This window comes from Blastococcus sp. KM273129 (assembly GCF_021698995.1).
Lineage (GTDB): Bacteria > Actinomycetota > Actinomycetes > Mycobacteriales > Geodermatophilaceae > Blastococcus.
In genome coordinates, this window is record NZ_SSXB01000016.1 from 25227 (window position 1) to 40984 (window position 15758).

The following is a 15758-nucleotide window of genomic DNA, read 5'->3' on the forward strand; positions in this document are numbered from 1 at the left end:
GGGCTCAGTCCTCGCTCGACGGGCCGGGGCCCGGGGTCGGGGTGGTGCCGGGCGGCGCCACCGACTGGAACTGGTCACGGCCGACGGGCCCGTCGGAGAGCCCGACGTCGGTGGGCACCTCCAGCGGCCTCCCGTCGAGCAGGAAGCGCACCCGGGCGGTGCCGGGCAGCTCGGTCAGCGTCCAGACGACCTGGGCGACGGCGAGCAGCTGGTTGCCGCCGGTGATGCCGGCGAACTCCTCGGTGACGTTCACCGCGGTGATGCCGCCGGGCAGGCCCTCGTCCGCGACGATCGACTGCGGGGCCACGGCGGTGCGCAGGCCGCCGATCACCTCCGCCCGCGTGGGGCCGGTCGCGAGCAGGGTGACGGCGTTCTCCGGGGTGGCGGCCCGCGTCGCCCGGGGGGCCGGCGCCAGGTCGGCCCCGCGCACGAAGTAGACGACGACCTCGGGCCCGGCGTCGTCGGCCTGCGGCGTGGCGGTGCCCGGCGGGGCGGTGGGCACGGCGATGCGCTCCGGCTGCGGCTGCGGGTCCACGCCGCACCCGGTGAGCACCGCGAGGACGCACAGTGCGACGGCCAGCGCCCTCACGGCCCGGCCTCCACGGGCAGGGAGACGACGAACCGGGCGCCGCCGTCCGGGCCGTCCTCGACGTGCACCGTGCCGCCCATCAGCCGGACGTGCCGGGCGACGAGGGCCAGGCCCAGCCCGGAACCCTCGGTGCTGGTGCGGACGCTCCCCGCGCCCCGGGCGAACCGCTCGAAGACCCGGTCGCGCTCGGCCGCGGCCACCCCCGGGCCGGCGTCGTCGACGGTCACCAGTGCGCGGTCGCCGGCGCGCGTCACCGCGATCCCGGTGACGCCGCCGCCGTGCTTGTCGGCGTTGTCCAGGAGGTTGCCGAGCACCCGCTCCAGGCGGCGCTTGTCGGCGCACACCGGCACCCCCTCCGCGTCGGGGTGCACGGTCAGCAGGGCCGCGGTGGCGCCGTCCAGCCGGTGCCGGGCGGCGACCTCCCGGGTGAACGCGGACAGCTGCACGGGTTCCAGGGCGACGTCGGCGCTGCCGGCGTCGGCCCGGGAGATCTCCAGCAGGTCGGCGACCAGGCGCTCGAACCGCTCCACCTCGGAGCGGAGGAGCCCCAGCGCCTCTGCCTGCTCGGCGTCGCCCGGGTCGGCGGTGGCCTCGACCAGGTCCAGGGCGCCCATCATCGTGGTCAGCGGGCTGCGCAGCTCGTGGCTGACGTCGGCGGCGAAGCGGGCGTCGCTGCGCACCCGCTGCTCGAGCGCCTCGGCCGTCTGGTTGAACGACGCCGCGATGGGGGCGAGCGACGGGTCCCCACGCGGGTCGATGCGGGTGTCCAGCGCGCCGCCGGCCACGGCGGCCGCCGCGGCGGAGATCCGGTCGAGCGGGCGCAGGGTGGGGCCGGTGAGCCACCAGCCGACCACCACCGCCAGCGGCACCGAGCCGAGCACCGCGACCGCGAGCACCGTGGCGAGCACGCGGTAGGTCCGGTCGAGCTCGCCCAGCGGGAACACCTCGATGTAGGCCGAGCCCAGCTCGGCCAGCGGCACGGCGACGGCCATCACCGTCTCGGCGTCGAGCTCGATCCGCTGCCGGACCGGCGTGCCGGCCACGGCCTGCTCGCGCAGCTCCTCGGGCAGGTCGTCGCGGCCGACCAGCAGCGACGTGGTGGTCCAGGCGCCGTCGTCGACGAGCAGCGACGTCGACCCCGTCTCCCGTGGCAGCTGGGCGAGGACCTGGGCGACGTCGAGGCCCTCGGTCGCCAGCGAGCGCTGCACCTGGGCGGCGTTGTCGGAGGTCTGCACCAGGGTCACCCGCTCGCGCTGGACGAGGAGGAACTGCGAGACCGCCACCCACACGGCGACCGCCAGCACCGTCGACAGCAGCAGGGTGACGGCGGCGAACGCCGCGGTGGCCCGCGCCCGCAGGGTGGCCAGCCGGTAGGGCGGGCGCCGAACCGGCGGGGAGCCCGCGGCGGGGGCGGCGGCCCCGCCGGCCGGCGCGGTCACCCAGGAACCCGGTAACCCATGCCCCGGACGGTCGTCACCAGGGTCGGGTTCGACGGGTCGGGCTCGATCTTCTTCCGCAGCCGGCGGATGTGGACGTCGACGAGCCGGGAGTCGCCGAAGTAGTCGTAGCCCCACACCCGCTCGAGCAGCTCCTCGCGGCTGAGCACCCGGCCGGGGTCGGTGGCGAGCTCGCAGAGCAGCCGGAACTCGGTGCGCGTCAGGTTCAGCAGCTCGCCGTCGCGCGTGACGGTGCCCTCGGTGGGCGAGACCTCCAGGTCGCCGACGGTGAGGTGCACGCGCGGCTCGGGTGCACGGGTCCGGCGGGCCAGCGCCCGGATGCGGGCGGAGAGCTCCTTGACGACGAAGGGCTTGGAGACGTAGTCGTCGGCCCCGGCCTCGAGACCGGCCACCACGTCGTGGCTGTCCGACCGGGCGGTGAGCATGATGACGGGGACGTTCGACGCGCGCCGGATCTCCCGGCAGACCTCGAAGCCGTCCTTCCCGGGCAGCATCAGGTCGAGCAGGACCACGTCGAACGACGTCTCGGCGAGGGCGGCCAGGCCCTCCTCGCCGGTGGCCGCCTCGGTGACCTGCAACCCCTCCCGCTGCAGGGTCAGCTGCAGCATGCGCCGGATCCGAGGGTCGTCCTCGATGATCAGCACGGACCGAGACATGCCGGTCAGTCTGCCCAGCCCGCCGGGAACTACTCACCGGGACCCCCGGCGGGGTGAGCGCCGCGGCGGCGTGCCGGGGCGCCCGGCTCACCCGTCCGCGCGGAGCTCGACGAGGACCAGCTGCGGCGGGGCGTTGATCCGGATCGGCACCGTGCTGAAACCCAGCCCGCAGGAGACGAACATGCGGTTGCCCTCGGCGCCGTAGGTCTCCGGCGCCCAGCCGTCGGCGACGATCGCCTCCTCCGCGGTGAGGCCGAGGTAGGACCAGCGCGGGGTGCCGGGGAGGGCCACCTGGCCGCAGTGGGTGTGCCCGGCGAGCGTGATCGGCGCCGTGCCCGCCGGGAGTTCGGGGAAGACCGTGGGGTTGTGCATGAGCACGACGCGCGGGGCCTCCTCCGGCACCTCGGCGAGGGCGGCGTCCACGTCCACCTCGCCCGGCCACGCCGCCCCGATGCCCACCACGTGCAGCGCCTCGGCGCCGGCCCCGGTTCCGGGCACCGCGGCGGCCTCGTTGCGCAGCACGGTGATCCCGGCCTCCTCGAACGCCGTGGCCAGCTCCTCGGCCGCCCCGGCCCCGTAGTCGTGGTTGCCGAGCACGGCGTAGGTGGGGATGCCCGAGTCGACCAGGGGCTGGAGGAGGTCCATGACCGTCGCCACCTGCTCGGGGATGCCGGGATCCTCGCTGTAGACGTAGTCACCGCCGAGGAGGGCGATGTCGGGCGCGGCCTCGACCAGCTCTTCCACGGCCCGGGACACCATGCCCTCGTTGGACCACCACATCCCGACCTGGAAGTCGGAGACCATCCCGACCTCGGTGCCCCCGGCCGAGCCGGCCAGCTGCGGGAGCGGCACCTCCAGGCGCTCGCGGTCGAGGATCAGGCGTGGCTCCACCAGGACGCCGTACACGATCAGCAGCACGACGAGCACACCGAGAGCGGCAGCGGTGCGCGTGAGCCAGGTCATGGTGGGCGTCCTCCCGTCGGCGGGCGTGGCGCAGCGGGTGGGGGATGCGGGAGCCACCCCGCCCGCCGCGGCTGCGGCACCCGTCATGCCCCGGGCTGCCGGGGGCATGCGGCGCGCGACCGGTTCGCCACGGCGTCGTCACAGGGCGGGTGCCCACCGCCGCCGGCCCGGGTCGTCCGGCGCCCGGAGCGCGGCCGATCGCGTGACGCGCCGCAGTGCCGGCGCCGTCGTCCTTTGCGATGCGGTGACGAACCCGCCGGCGTGCAGATGTGCCGGGGCGCGCCTGGGCAGCACCCCGGTGGACGGACCACCGCCGCGACCTCCGAGCCGCCGAGAGGACACCGACATGCCGACGAGCCGGACCAGCCCCGTCACCCCCGCACCGGCCCCGGCGGAGGGGTGAGCGCGGTGACGCGATCGGGGCGGCCCCTCCGCCGACGGGTCCCCGTCGTCCTGCTGGCCGCGCTGCTCCCCGGCGCCGCGCTCGCGGGCTGCGGTGAGGACGACGAGCCCGCCGCCGGCGCGGTGGACGTCGACGTCCGGCCGCCCGAGGACCTCGCCGATCCGTACACCGGTGCCTACACCGCGGAGTTCCGCGAGGACCTGGACACCTACGCCGGGCTGGAGGTCAGCCTGGTCGGGGAGGTGGGCCGGATCGTCTCGCCCGTCGCCTTCACGCTCACCGGCGAGGACGTCGAGCCGATCCTCGTCGTCACGGAGCGCGAGATGCCCGACCTCCGGCCGGGGCAGGTCGTCGCCCTCGGCGCGGAGCCCACCGAGGAGTTCGACCTGGCCGCGCTGGAGCGGGAGCTCGGCACGGACCTCCCGGACGAGCCCTACGCGGAGTGGGACGGGGATGCCTACCTGGACGCCGCCACGGTGGAGGTGCGTCCCTGAGCCGGGGACCGGTGGCGCCCCCGCGACGGCAGGGGCGCCGGTCCGGTCAGCGGCGGGCGCCGAGCGCCGCGATCTCGTGCGCGGACTCGAGGGTCGGCGCGGTCGCCAGCGCCCGGGCGAGGGCGCGCTCCTCGCGCAGGTGCGCGCGGACGGCGTGCCGGCGGGCGAGGACGGTGCGGAGGCGGGTCATGGCGTGTCCTTCCGGAGCAGCGGTGGTGGTGCGAGCGCTGCAGGGGGCCGGGCGGGCCGGCCGGAGACCGTCCGCCTCCTGGGTTCGCAGCATGAACTCTGCTCCACCGAGCGAGGTTCGGCAAGCGAACCCAGCATGGTTATCCTCACACCCGTGAGCGACGCCACGTTCGACCGGTCCCGCTGCTCCGTCGCCGGCACGCTCGCCGTGGTCGGGGAGAAGTGGAGCCTGCTCGTCCTCCGCGAGGCGTTCCTCGGCGTCCGGCGGTTCGCCGACCTGCAGCAGGCGCTCGGCGCCCCGAAGGCGGTGCTCACCGACCGGCTGGCCACGCTGGTCCGCGAGGGGGTGCTCAGCCGGGAGCCCTACCGCGCGGAGGGGGAGCGGCAGCGCCACGAGTACCGGCTCACCGAGAAGGGGCGCGACCTCTACCCGACGCTCGTCGCCCTCATGGCCTGGGGCGACCGCTGGCTCGCCGACGGCCCGCCGCCGCTCGTGCTCGAGCACCGCGACTGCGGCGCCGCGGTGCGGGTGGCCCTGGTGTGCGACGACGGCCACGAGGTGGGCGGGCCGCGGGAGGTCCGCGCCCGGGCCGCGGGAGCGGGCGCGGAACGGGCCTGAGCTGTCGAGGCCGATGAGTTCCCGCCGGCGCGCTCGTCCTACCCGCGAGCCCGGCGGACGGCGCCGGGCCACCCCGAGCCGAGGAGCTCCCCGTGCGCATGATCTTCCTGAACCTGCCGGTGGCCGACCGCGACCGCGCCGACGCCTTCTACGGGGCGCTGGGCTTCCGGCGCAACCACCAGTTCTCCGACGACCGGACGGTCTCCTACCAGATCGAGGAGAACATCGCCGTCATGCTGCTGACCCGCGACCGGTTCGCCGACTTCGTCGCGGGCGAGGTCGGCGACCCGGCGCAGGCGACCACGGTGCTGGCCTGCCTGTCGGCGGACAGCCGCGAGGAGGTCGACCGGATGGTGTCCACCGCGATCGCCGCCGGCGGGAAGCCCTGGCTCCCCGCGCAGGACCACGGCGCCATGTACGGGGCGAGCTTCGCCGACCCGGACGGCAACGTCTGGGAGGTCATGTGGATGGACCCGGCGGTGATCGCCGGCTGAGCCCCTCCGGCGGGGCCGTCGGCTGGCGGCGGCGCCCACTCTCCGGAAGCCTGTCGTCACCGGCCGCTCCCGGCGGCCGGCGGGGGAGGGCCGCCGCGGCGGTCCGCCACGAGGCGGAGGGGGAGCTGTGATCGATCCGCAGGCAGCCGGTGAGCCGGGGAGCGTGCGCCACGGGGCGGTCGGCCCGCTGACCCGCACCACGGGCCGCCAGGTGCTCGTCCTCGCCGACGACGACGGTGCGGTGGACTGGGCGCGAGCGGGGCTGCGGGACGTGGCCGACTCGAGGGACTTCGCCGACGGGCTCGTCCCCCCGGAGGTCCTGCGGGAGTCCGCCGCGATCGTCTTCGCCGCGCTCGGCATCGCCGTCGTGGCCGCGGAGCCGGCCCAGGTCGGCGTGCTGGCGGCCGGGGACGGGGGCCGGCCGGTGCTCTCGGTCTCCCCGGAGCTGGTGCACCACGTGCTGGACGAGGGCGCCGCGAGCTACGCCCGCGGGTACCGCGACGGCGTCGCGGACCTCACCGGCCGCCTCCTGGCCGCCCCGGGCGAGGAGCCCCCCGGGCCGGCGCGCCTCGAGGACACCCGGCAGGCGACGTGGGGGGTGCGGGCCGTCGGCGCCGACACCTCCTCCCGGTCCGGGCGCGGCATCCGGGTCGCCGTGCTGGACACGGGGTTCGACCTCGCCCACCCCGACTTCGCCGGGCGGGCGGTCACGGCGCGGTCCTTCGTGGCCGGCGAGGGACCGCAGGACGGGCACGGCCACGGCACCCACTGCATCGGCACCGCCTGCGGCCCCCGCACCCCGCCGTCGGGGCCGCGGTACGGCGTCGCCCACGAGGCGGAGATTTTCGCGGGGAAGGTGCTCGGCGACGACGGCAGCGGCACCGACGCCGGCATCCTCGCCGGGATGAACTGGGCGGTGACCAACCGGTGCCCGGTGATCTCCATGTCGCTGGGCGCGGACGTGCCGGAGGCCCACCCGCCGTACTCGGCGGCCGGTCGCCGGGCGCTCGCCCAGGGATCGCTGGTCGTGGCCGCGGCCGGCAACAACGCCGACCGGCGGGCGGGCTTGTGGGGCTTCGTCGGCGCCCCCGCCAACAGCCCGGAGATCCTGGCGGTCGGGGCGCTGGACCAGGCGCTCGCCCCGGCGTGGTTCTCCGCCCGCAGCCTGCCCGGCCGCGGCGGGCAGGTCGACGTCGCCGCCCCGGGGGCGGACGTCTGCTCGGCGTGGCCGATGCCCGCCCGGTACAACACCATCAGCGGCACCAGCATGGCGACGCCGCACGTCGCCGGGGTCGCCGCGCTGTGGGCCGAGGCCACCGGGCGGCGGGGGCTGGAGCTGTGGGCCACGCTGGTCCAGGAGGGCGAGCGGCTGCTCCAGCCGTCGGTCGACGCCGGCAGCGGGCTGGTGCTGGCGCCGCGGTGAGGCGTTCCCGGTTCCGCCGGTTCCTCGTATCGTCGGGGGCATGACCCGGGTCAGCGTGACCGTGGACGACCGGCACCTGAGTGCGCTCGACGGCGTGGTGCAGGGGCTGCGCGCCCGCGGGATGCAGGTGGAGCAGGTCCTCGACGGGCTCGGCATCATCACCGGCTCGGTGCCGGCGGGCACCCTCGGCGCGCTGAGCGCGGTCACCGGCGTGGCCTCGGTCGACGAGCAGCGGGTGCACCGCCTGCCGCCGCCGGGGGCGCCGGTCCAGTAGACCGGGTCTCACACCTCCGCGGGCACGGCGCGGACCGGGTGCCCCACCCGGAGCGGGCCGGTGTGGGGGAGCGGGCGGCGTCCGGCGGCGGCCGGTCCCGGCGCGGGCCCGGCCGGGCGCAGGTGGAGCATCTGGTCCAGCCCGACGAGCAGGATCAGCCGGTGCAGGCAGGGGCTCGGGCGCTCCACCACCAGGGTGCACCCGTGCCGTCGCGCCAGGTGGTGCGCGGTCACCAGGGCGCGCAACCCCGCCGCGTCGCAGAAGACGACCTCGGCGGCGTCGACCGACCAGGGCCGGTGCACGCCGTCCGCGAGCGCGGCGAGCCCGTCGAGCAGCAGGTGGACGTGCTCGCGGTCCAGTTCCCCGGCGACCGCCACCGTGGCGCCCACCAGGTCGACGTCCAGGCGGAAGGGGACCGGCGCGAGGTCGAGCGGGACCTCGGGAAGGTCTGGGTGCGGTGACATGGCAGGTACCCCCTGGCATGTGCCCCGGAGGCAGCTCCGGGTAGCACGGGAGCGCGCCTCGCGGCGTGCGTGGGCCGGAGCTTCGACCTCGGGATTCACCCTAGCGGGTGAAGCGAGACGGCGCAGCCCTGGAACACGGGGTGTCGTGCCACCGTCCCCCTGCCCACCCGGCCTGCGGCGCGCCGGCACCCGCCGCTCCTCCGGTCGGCGACGGGTGCCGGGGCGCCCCGTGGTGGGATGGGGCCGATGAGCGAGAACGCGAACCGGCTGCGTGAGGTCCGCCCCGAAGACACCTTCGACGTCGAGGCCGTGCACGCGTGGCTGGCGCCGCGCGTCCCGGCGCTGGAGGGTCGGCCCGCGCCCCGGGTGCGGCAGTTCTCCGGCGGGGCCAGCAACCTCACCTACCTCCTCGACTACGGCGACCCCCGGCTGGTGCTCCGCCGGCCCCCGCACGGGCACAAGGCGGCCTCGGCGCACGACATGGGACGGGAGGTGCGGGTGCAGCAGCGGTTGCGGCCGCACCTCGACGTGGTCGCGGAGATCCACGGCTTCTGCGAGGACCACGCGGTCATCGGCAGCGACTTCTACGTCATGGAGCAGCTGGTCGGCACCGTGCTCGGCCGGAAGCTGCCCGAGGGCGTGCAGCTCTCCCCGGAGCAGGCGCGGGCGCTCGGCGAGACCGCCTACGACACCCTCGCCGACCTCCACGCGATCGACGTCGACGCCGCCGGGCTGGCCGACCTCGGGAAGGGTCCCGGGTACGTCCGCCGGCAGGTGGAGGGCTGGTCCCGGCGCTTCCGCGACGCGCGCACCGACGACGTCCCGCCCGCCGAGGAGCTGATGGCCTGGCTGGCCGCCCACCAGCCCGAGGACGTGCGGGCGAGCCTGCTGCACGGCGACTGGAAGCTCGACAACCTGGTCCTCGACCTGTCCGGCACCCCCCGGATCACCGGCGTCCTGGACTGGGAGATGGCCACGGTCGGCGACCCGCTGATGGACCTGGGCGCGTCGCTGGCCTACTGGGTGACCGCCGACGACGACGACGAGGAGTTCGGGCTGGTCTCCACCCAGCCGAGCACGCTGCCCGGGATGCCCACCCGCGAGCAGGTCGTGGCGCGCTACCTGGAGCGGACGGGGCTGAGCACCGGCAACTGGACCTTCTACGAGGTGTTCGGGCTGTTCCGGCTGGCGGTGATCATCCAGCAGATCTGGGCGCGGTACCGCTCCGGGCACACCACCAACCCGCGGTTCGCCCACTTCGGCATCGCCGCCGCCGTCCTGCTGCAGCGCGCGGAACGGCTGGCCGGATGCCGCTGATCTGCCTCGTCCGGCACGGTCAGGCCTCCTTCGGTGCCGACGACTACGACGTCCTGAGCGAGCTGGGCCGCGAGCAGTCCCGCTGCGCGGGTGAGGAGCTGCGGCGCCGCGGGCTGCGTGACCCCAAGGTGGTCTCCGGCACGCTGCGCCGGCAGCGCGACACCGCGGCGCTGCTCGCGGAGGCGGCCGGCTACCCGCCGGCCGGGGAGCCCGACCCCCGGCTGGACGAGTACGACCACCTCGACCTGCTGAAGCGCTACCCCGCCGACGACGGCGAGCCCGTGGGGGGCTCCGGCTCCCGGCAGGTGCAGCGGCTCCTCGACGGCGCGCTCCGCTCGTGGATCGCGGCCGGCGACGCCGACGGCTGGCCGACCTTCTCGGCGGGGGCGGCCGCGGCCGTCGCCGACCTCGCCGCCGGCCTCGAGCGCGGCCGGGACGCCGTCGTCGTCAGCTCCGGCGGGGTGATCGCCGCGGTGGTGGCCGGGCTGCTCGGCGCCGGGGCCGACGGCGTCGTGGCGCTGAACCGGGCCGCGGTGAACGTCGGGGTGACCTCCGTGCTGGCGGGCGCCTCCGGGCTGTCGCTGCTGGCCTTCAACGACCACGCGCACGTCACCGGCGACCGGCGGCACCTGCTCACCTACCGATGACCCCTCCGTCCGCGAAGCCGCTGCCCGACGTCGTCGGGCCCGGCCTGGACGTCCTGTTCTGCGGCATCAACCCCTCGCTGCTGTCGGCGGAGACCGGCCACCACTTCGCGCGCCCCGGCAACCGCTTCTGGCCGGCGATCCACCTCGCCGGGTTCACCCCGCGGCTGCTGCGCCCGGAGGAGGACCTTGAGCTGCTGCGGTACGGGCTCGGGGTGACCAACGTGGTCGACCGGCCCACCCGCACGGCGGCGGAGCTCGCGCCCGAGGAGCTGCGGGCCGGCGCGGAGGCGCTGGAGCGGCTCGTCGCGAGCGTGCGGCCCCGGGTGCTCGCGGTGCTCGGCATCACCGCCTGGCGGCAGGGGTTCGCGCGGCCGAAGGCGGTCGCCGGGCGCCAGCCCGAGCGGGTGGGTGGCGCGGTCACCTGGGTGGTCCCGAACCCCAGCGGGCTCAACGCGCACGTCCAGCTCCCGGACCTGGCCCGCATCTACGGGCAGCTGCGCCCGGGAAGCGGTGACGCCGCCGGCTGACCGGCCGGACCAGCCGACGACGTCCCAGGGCCGGATGGCCCGGCGCGGCACCAGGCCCGGGGTGACCGAGGGGTCCTCACACCCGGGTGCTCCGGAGGCGCGGTGGGGGGCCCGGGGACGAGAATGCCGGGGTGCCCCGCCTGCTCGTCGTCCACCACACGCCCTCGCCGGCCCTGCAGGCCGTGCTGGAGGCGGTGCGGGATGGCGTCGGCCTCGTCGACGACGTCGAGCCGGTCCTGCGCCCCGCGCTGTCCGCGGGGGCCGCGGACCTGCTGGCCGCCGACGGTGTCGTCCTGGGGACCCCGGCCAACATCGGCTACATGTCCGGGGCGCTCAAGCACTTCTTCGACACGGTCTACTACCCCTGCCTGGAGGCGACCGCCGGCCTGCCGTTCGGGGTGTACGTGCACGGCAACGACGACACGGCCGGCGCGCTGCGCAGCATCGAGCGCATCACCGGGGCCCTGCGCTGGAAGCAGGTGGCGGCGCCGCTCAGCCTGACCGGGGCGCCCGGTGCTGCGGAACTCGAGGCCTGCCGGGAGCTCGCGGCCACCGTCGCGGTCAGCCTCTGACGGGCTCCCCGGAGCGGGGCAGGACGCGGCAGACCACCAGTGCGACGTCGTCGGAGAAGTCCGGCGCCACCCGCTCCAGCAGCGTCTCGGCGACCGCGTCGACCGGCAGGCCCGGCAGGTCGCCCGCCGCCGCGGCCAGCCGGTGCAGCCCGTCGTCGAGCGTCGAGCCGCGGCGCTCCACCAGGCCGTCGGTGTAGAGGACCAGGGTCGCGCCCGGGGTCAGGGGGCGCTCGTGCGCCGACCTGGGCGCGTCCGGGGTCACGCCCAGCAGCAGGTCCGGCCGCCGCTCGAGCAGCTCCACGGCGCCGTCGGGCTCGACGAGCAGCGGCGGCGGGTGCCCGGCGTTGGACCACCGCAGCACCCGGCCCTCCCCGTGCCCGGCCGGCTCGATGCGGGCCAGCAGCGCCGAGGCGAGCGTGGTGATCCCGAACCCGGCCATGGCGCGGTCGAGCGCCACGAGCACCTGCGCGGGATCGGGGCCGAGGGCGTGCGCGATGCCGCGCAGGACGTTCCGCAGCTGCCCCATGAGCGCGGCCGCCGTGCGGTCGTGGCCGGTGACGTCGCCGACGACCAGGGTGGTGACGCCGTCGGGTGCGTCGAAGGCGTCGTACCAGTCGCCGCCCACCCGGGTCTCCTGCGCGGCCGGCCGGTAGCGCACGGAGATGCCCAGCCCCTCGGGCCGTGGCGGGTCCGTGAGCATCGAGCGCTGCAGCGCCTCGGCGAGGCTCCGGGTGGCCTGCGCCTGCCGGCGCTCCTGCTCCAGCCGGGCGACCCGGTCGAGGGCCTGACCGCACTGGGCGGCGAAGGCCTGCAGCACCCGGACGTCGTCGTCCTCCAGCGGCTGCGGGAGGCACCAGCCGACGGTCAGCGACCCGAGCACCCGGTCGCCGGCGCGCAGGGGCAGGGCCGCCCAGGCGCGCAGGCCCGGGGCCGGCGGCGGCTCGGTGGAGCAACGGGCGTCGGGCACCAGCACGGTGCGGCCGGCGGCCGCGACGGCCGGCGCGGAGGGCGAGTCGGCGGGCAACCGCCGGGGGGCCGGCCCGGATCCGGCGGGGGCGTCCACCACCGCGAGCTCCGTCGACCCGGGCCGGTGCTGCGCGACGGCCAGGAAATCGGCCGACACGCCCGGGCCGCCGCGGTCGGCCAGCAGGTGCAGCAGCTCGGCCCGGGTCTCCGCGGCCGCGAGAGCGGAGACGGTGCGGGCCAGGCCGGCCAGGGAGCGTGCGGTCCGCCGCTCGCGCTCGCGGAGCGCCCTGAGCTCGGCGTTGCTCTGCTCCAGCTCCCGGGTGCGGGCCAGCAGGTCCGAGGCGATCCGCGTGGCCCGGTCGTCGAGCCGGCCCTCCGCCCGGGCGGCCTCCACGCCGGCGCGTGCGCGGATGTAGTCGGTGACGTCGTCGGCCCGGTGCAGCAGGAGCACCACCTCGCCGTCGTCGTCGAGGACCGGCACGTTCCGCGGGCTCCAGAACCGCTCCTCGTAGCTGCCGTCGGGCAGGCGGATGTCGTACTGCTGGATCGCCATCGTGTGCGGCCGCCGGGTGTCGCGGGCCCGCTCCAGCGACGCGCGCAGGTTGCCCGGCCCGTCGCCCTCCGGGTGCTCGGGGTTCAGCGGGAAGACGTCGAAGAGGTGCCGGCCGACCGTCCCCTCGAGCGTGGTGGCCGTCGCGTCCAGCCGTGCCTGGTTGGCGTGCACGATGACGAGGTCCGGCGTGAGCAGCAGGAACGGCGTGGGGGCGGCGTCGAACACGCGGCGGTAGTCCGGCTCGGGCAGCTCGCCGATGACCCTGCTCCTCTCCGCTCGCCGTCCTCCGGTTCCGGTCCCGGCCATCCTCCCTGATCGCGACGCCCCGGTCCTCCCCGCACGGGGCCGCCGGCTCTGGCTACCGTGCCCGCGTGGGTGAGATGAGGGACCGGATGCTGGCCGGGCTGCCGTACCGTCCCGACGACCCGGACCTCGCCGCGGACTCCCGGCGGGCCGCCGCGCTGGTGTCCCGCTACAACGCCGAGGCCGACCCGCACCGCCGGCACGCGCTGCTCGCCGAGCTCCTCGGCGCGGTCGGCGGCGGGACGACGATCCGGTCGGACTTCCGCTGCGACTACGGCTACCGCATCCGCGTCGGGGCCCACTGCTTCGTCAACTGGGGCGCGGTCTTCCTCGACGTCGGCCCCATCACGCTCGGGGACCACGTCCAGCTCGGCCCCTACGTCCAGCTGCTCACCGCGGTCCACCCGCTCGACCCCGCCGAGCGGCGGGCCGGCTGGCAGCACGCGGCGCCGGTGACCATCGGCGACAACGCCTGGCTCGGCGGCGGGGTCGTCGTGCTGCCCGGTGTCACCGTGGGCGCCGACACGGTGGTGGGCGCCGGCGCGGTCGTCACCGCGGACCTCCCGCCGGGGGTGGTCGCCGTCGGGAACCCGGCCCGGGTGGTCCGCACCCTGGTCTAGCTAGGCGGCGGGGGCCGCCGACCCGGTGACGGGCGCCGGTCGGCCGAGCGCCGCGTCCAGCCATGCACCGGTGCGCCGGGACCAGGTGCGCTCGGCGGCCCACTCCCGGCGCCGTGCCCCGTGGGCGGCGGGTTCCTCCGCGGCCGCGCGCACGGCGGCGGCCATCTCGTCGGGGCCGGAGACGAGCGCGGTGTGCGGCGGGAGCTCCGCGGCGAGCTCCAGGTGCCCGGCGGTGGCGACCAGCGGCAGCCCCCGCGTCGCGTAGTCGTAGCTCTTCATCGACGACTGGCCGAGCGCCCGGCCGGGGACGTCGGGGAGCAGCCCCACCGTCGCGGCGTCGAGCACGGCGGCCAGCCGCTCGCGCGGCAGCAGCCCGTGGTAGCGGAGCCGGCCGCCTGATCCCGCCACCAGGGCGCGGAAGCGCTCCGCCGCGGCCCGTGCCCGGTCGGGGAAGACCAGCTGCCCGTGCACGGCGAACGTCCAGTCCGGCAGCGCGCGCAGCAGGCCGTGCAGCAGGTCGACGTCGAACCGCTCGGCGACGCTGCCGACGTAGACGGCGTGCCGCTCGGCGCGTTCGGCCACCCGGGGCGCGGCGAGCAGGCCGGCGTCGGCGCCGTTGGGCACCACCACCGGCCGGCGGCCGGGGAAGAGCTCGCCCAGCAGCGGGTTGACGACGACGACCTCGTCGGCCTCCGCGGCGATCCGGCGGAGCTGGTCGGGCAGCCGCCGGGCGTGGGGGAGCAGCCGGGCCCAGTCGTCGGTGCAGTCGAACACCACGCGCCCGCGGACGGCGCCCGCGGCGCGCCACTCCCACGGCAGCATGAAGGCGGTGACGTCGGCGTCCCAGCCCGAGCGCCGCAGCACGGTGCCCAGGAGGGCGGCGTCGAGCCGTTCGGCCAGGCGTCCGCGCGCGCCGGGCAGCACCGTGGAGCGCTCGGAGACGCGGACGCCCGGAGCCGCGGGCGCGAACCGGGCCCGCGTCAGGTGGCCCCACCAGTTGACCGGTTCGCTGCGCAGGCGGCGCCAGTCGGCCGGGGCCTGCAGGAAGCTGACCGGCCGTCCCAACCGGACCAGCTCGCGGGCGATCATCTGCTCGCGCCGGATGGCCGGGTGCCACGGGTCCTTGGCGACGAAACCCACCCCGCGGGGGCCGACCCCCTCGTCGGTCGTGCTCAGCGCGGGGCCCCGTCCGTCGTCACGGCGCCACCCTAGGAGGGGACGGCGCGGTCCGCCGCGCAGACTGTCCGCGGAGCGCGGCCGCGGCGGCCGCCCCGAGCAGGGGAGGGCGTGCGCGTGGTGCCGGACCGCTTCCGCCGGGCCGTGGTGCGGCGGCTGCCGCTGGCGGCGAAGCGCGCTGTCCTCTACGCCGAGGCGCACGGCCGGCGGCCGCCCCTGCGCCGTCCCCGCACCTTCACCGAGAAGCTGAACTGGCGGATCGTGCACGACCGGCGACCGCTCATCGGGCAGCTGGGCGACAAGCTGGCGATGAAGGACTACGCCGCGCGCACCTGCCCAGGGCTCGCGGTCCCGCGGGTGTTCTGGGCGGGCACCGACCTCGGTGAGCTCGCCGGCTCGGCGCTGCCCGAACGCTGGGTGCTCAAGCCGAACCACGGCACGATGCGGGTGCACCGCGGCGCCGGGCGACCGGACGTGCCGGCGCTGCGGCGGCTGACCGAGGGCTGGCTGGACGAGCCGTTGTGGCCCGAGCGCGGCGAGTGGGTCTACAGCCGGGCCCGCCGGCTGCTGCTGGCCGAGGAGTTCCTCGGCCGGCCGGGGGAGGTGCTCGCCGACCACAAGTTCCTGGTCTTCGGTGGCCGGGTGCGGCTGGTGCAGGTCGACACCGGCCGGCTCACCGGGAGCCACTCCCGGCGGCTCTACACGCGCGACTGGGTGCCGGTGACGGCGCACGAACCGCACGTGGTCACCGGTCCCGTGACGGCGCCCCCGGCCGCGCTGCCGGCCATGCTGGCCACCGCCGAGGCGCTGGGTGCGGCCTTCGACTTCATCCGGGTCGACCTCTACGACGTCGACGGCGAGGTCTGGTTCGGCGAGCTCACGCCCTACCCCGGCGGCGGGCTGGACCCGTTCGACCCCGAGCTGGACCGGTGGCTCGGCGGCTGGTGGACGCTGCCCGCCCGCGCCGGGGTGCGCGACCGCTAGCTCACCAGCGCAGCGGGTGGGTGGAGCGGGAGTGCGCCGTGCGGCAGGCCCGGCAGTTGCCCCACGAG

Annotated in this window: 19 protein-coding genes; 11 read left to right on the forward strand and 8 right to left on the reverse strand. The window is 76.7% G+C overall.

Annotated elements, in window-relative coordinates:
- Positions 1-4: 4 nt before the first annotated feature.
- From E9565_RS07030 to E9565_RS07045, 4 genes are all read right to left on the reverse strand, one after another.
- Positions 5-589 (reverse strand): GerMN domain-containing protein, encoded by a 585-nt coding sequence (locus tag E9565_RS07030; RefSeq protein WP_236826084.1) that lies wholly within the window; start codon positions 587-589, stop codon positions 5-7.
- On the reverse strand, positions 586-2028 hold the full coding sequence (locus E9565_RS07035; RefSeq protein WP_236834413.1) for a HAMP domain-containing sensor histidine kinase: 1443 nt from the start codon (positions 2026-2028) through the stop codon (positions 586-588). Before E9565_RS07035 ends, E9565_RS07030 begins: the two co-directional genes overlap by 4 nt.
- Positions 2025-2702 (reverse strand): response regulator transcription factor, encoded by a 678-nt coding sequence (locus E9565_RS07040; RefSeq protein ID WP_236834414.1) that lies wholly within the window; start codon positions 2700-2702, stop codon positions 2025-2027. The genes E9565_RS07035 and E9565_RS07040 overlap by 4 nt, the downstream gene beginning before the upstream one ends.
- 87 nt (positions 2703-2789) lie before the next feature.
- Positions 2790-3665, reverse strand: a complete 876-nt coding sequence (locus tag E9565_RS07045) for a metallophosphoesterase (RefSeq protein WP_236834415.1) — start codon at positions 3663-3665, stop codon at positions 2790-2792.
- 408 nt (positions 3666-4073) lie between these two features.
- Here E9565_RS07045 and E9565_RS07050 point away from each other — a divergent pair, with 408 nt between their 5' ends.
- On the forward strand, positions 4074-4562 hold the full coding sequence (locus tag E9565_RS07050) for a hypothetical protein (protein WP_236834416.1): 489 nt from the start codon (positions 4074-4076) through the stop codon (positions 4560-4562).
- Positions 4563-4608: 46 nt separating this feature from the next.
- Here E9565_RS07050 and E9565_RS07055 read toward each other — a convergent pair whose 3' ends face one another.
- Entirely contained in the window at positions 4609-4752 is a 144-nt protein-coding gene (locus E9565_RS07055; RefSeq protein WP_236826088.1) for a hypothetical protein, read from the reverse strand.
- A 153-nt stretch (positions 4753-4905) separates the two neighbouring features.
- Between E9565_RS07055 and E9565_RS07060 the strand changes: the two genes are divergently transcribed.
- The 4 genes from E9565_RS07060 (at position 4906) to E9565_RS07075 (ending at position 7561) form a co-directional block, all read left to right on the forward strand.
- The gene (locus tag E9565_RS07060; RefSeq protein WP_236826089.1) at positions 4906-5370 is read left to right on the forward strand and encodes a helix-turn-helix domain-containing protein; all 465 of its coding nucleotides are present in this window, start codon (positions 4906-4908) and stop codon (positions 5368-5370) included.
- A gap of 98 nt (positions 5371-5468) precedes the next feature.
- The gene (locus tag E9565_RS07065) at positions 5469-5864 is read left to right on the forward strand and encodes a VOC family protein (protein ID WP_236834434.1); all 396 of its coding nucleotides are present in this window, start codon (positions 5469-5471) and stop codon (positions 5862-5864) included.
- Between the two features lie 127 nt (positions 5865-5991).
- Positions 5992-7287, forward strand: coding sequence for a S8 family serine peptidase (locus E9565_RS07070; protein ID WP_236834417.1), 1296 nt, complete (start codon positions 5992-5994; stop codon positions 7285-7287).
- A gap of 40 nt (positions 7288-7327) precedes the next feature.
- A complete protein-coding gene (locus E9565_RS07075) occupies positions 7328-7561 on the forward strand; it encodes a hypothetical protein (protein WP_236826091.1) in 234 nt (77 codons plus the stop codon).
- An 8-nt stretch (positions 7562-7569) separates the two neighbouring features.
- On the opposite strand, the gene E9565_RS07080 is transcribed toward E9565_RS07075, so the two are convergent.
- Positions 7570-8025, reverse strand: a complete 456-nt coding sequence (locus tag E9565_RS07080; RefSeq protein WP_236826092.1) for an STAS domain-containing protein — start codon at positions 8023-8025, stop codon at positions 7570-7572.
- A 246-nt stretch (positions 8026-8271) separates the two neighbouring features.
- Here E9565_RS07080 and E9565_RS07085 point away from each other — a divergent pair, with 246 nt between their 5' ends.
- The 4 genes from E9565_RS07085 to E9565_RS07100 all read left to right on the forward strand — a co-directional run bounded on the left by E9565_RS07085 (position 8272) and on the right by E9565_RS07100 (position 11088).
- Positions 8272-9342, forward strand: coding sequence for a phosphotransferase family protein (locus E9565_RS07085; RefSeq protein ID WP_236834418.1), 1071 nt, complete (start codon positions 8272-8274; stop codon positions 9340-9342).
- Positions 9333-9989 carry a histidine phosphatase family protein gene (locus E9565_RS07090; protein ID WP_236834419.1) on the forward strand — a complete coding sequence of 219 codons (657 nt, stop codon included), beginning with the start codon at positions 9333-9335 and terminating at the stop codon, positions 9987-9989. The genes E9565_RS07085 and E9565_RS07090 overlap by 10 nt, the downstream gene beginning before the upstream one ends.
- Positions 9986-10516, forward strand: a complete 531-nt coding sequence (gene mug, locus E9565_RS07095; protein ID WP_236834420.1) for a G/U mismatch-specific DNA glycosylase — start codon at positions 9986-9988, stop codon at positions 10514-10516. Before E9565_RS07090 ends, mug begins: the two co-directional genes overlap by 4 nt.
- A 131-nt stretch (positions 10517-10647) precedes the next feature.
- A complete protein-coding gene (locus tag E9565_RS07100; protein WP_236826096.1) occupies positions 10648-11088 on the forward strand; it encodes an NAD(P)H-dependent oxidoreductase in 441 nt (146 codons plus the stop codon).
- Here the strand turns inward: E9565_RS07100 and E9565_RS07105 are convergent.
- Entirely contained in the window at positions 11078-12913 is a 1836-nt protein-coding gene (locus tag E9565_RS07105; protein ID WP_236826097.1) for a SpoIIE family protein phosphatase, read from the reverse strand. The genes E9565_RS07100 and E9565_RS07105 overlap by 11 nt on opposite strands.
- Positions 12914-12987: 74 nt before the next feature.
- On the opposite strand from E9565_RS07105, the gene E9565_RS07110 reads away from it, so the two are divergent.
- On the forward strand, positions 12988-13530 hold the full coding sequence (locus E9565_RS07110; RefSeq protein ID WP_304505893.1) for a sugar O-acetyltransferase: 543 nt from the start codon (positions 12988-12990) through the stop codon (positions 13528-13530).
- On the opposite strand, the gene E9565_RS22930 is transcribed toward E9565_RS07110, so the two are convergent.
- On the reverse strand, positions 13531-14670 hold the full coding sequence (locus E9565_RS22930; protein ID WP_304505892.1) for a hypothetical protein: 1140 nt from the start codon (positions 14668-14670) through the stop codon (positions 13531-13533).
- Between the two features lie 147 nt (positions 14671-14817).
- On the opposite strand from E9565_RS22930, the gene E9565_RS07120 reads away from it, so the two are divergent.
- Positions 14818-15690: an ATP-grasp fold amidoligase family protein gene (locus E9565_RS07120; RefSeq protein WP_236826099.1), complete on the forward strand. Its 873-nt coding sequence runs from the start codon at positions 14818-14820 to the stop codon at positions 15688-15690.
- Positions 15691-15758: the final 68 nt, after the last annotated feature.

Bases quoted from the DNA above. Each gene is read 5' to 3' on its own strand.
- E9565_RS07040 (WP_236834414.1), bottom strand. From the start codon at position 2,702: ATGTCTCGGTCCGTGCTGATCATCGAGGACGACCCTCGGATCCGGCGC.
- E9565_RS07045 (WP_236834415.1), bottom strand. From the start codon at position 3,665: ATGACCTGGCTCACGCGCACCGCTGCCGCTCTCGGTGTGCTCGTCGTG.
- E9565_RS07055 (WP_236826088.1), bottom strand. From the start codon at position 4,752: ATGACCCGCCTCCGCACCGTCCTCGCCCGCCGGCACGCCGTCCGCGCG.
- E9565_RS07065 (WP_236834434.1), top strand. From the start codon at position 5,469: ATGATCTTCCTGAACCTGCCGGTGGCCGACCGCGACCGCGCCGACGCC.
- E9565_RS07075 (WP_236826091.1), top strand. From the start codon at position 7,328: ATGACCCGGGTCAGCGTGACCGTGGACGACCGGCACCTGAGTGCGCTC.
- E9565_RS07080 (WP_236826092.1), bottom strand. From the start codon at position 8,025: ATGTCACCGCACCCAGACCTTCCCGAGGTCCCGCTCGACCTCGCGCCG.
- E9565_RS07085 (WP_236834418.1), top strand. From the start codon at position 8,272: ATGAGCGAGAACGCGAACCGGCTGCGTGAGGTCCGCCCCGAAGACACC.
- E9565_RS07090 (WP_236834419.1), top strand. From the start codon at position 9,333: ATGCCGCTGATCTGCCTCGTCCGGCACGGTCAGGCCTCCTTCGGTGCC.
- mug (WP_236834420.1), top strand. From the start codon at position 9,986: ATGACCCCTCCGTCCGCGAAGCCGCTGCCCGACGTCGTCGGGCCCGGC.
- E9565_RS07105 (WP_236826097.1), bottom strand. From the start codon at position 12,913: ATGGCCGGGACCGGAACCGGAGGACGGCGAGCGGAGAGGAGCAGGGTC.
- E9565_RS07110 (WP_304505893.1), top strand. From the start codon at position 12,988: ATGAGGGACCGGATGCTGGCCGGGCTGCCGTACCGTCCCGACGACCCG.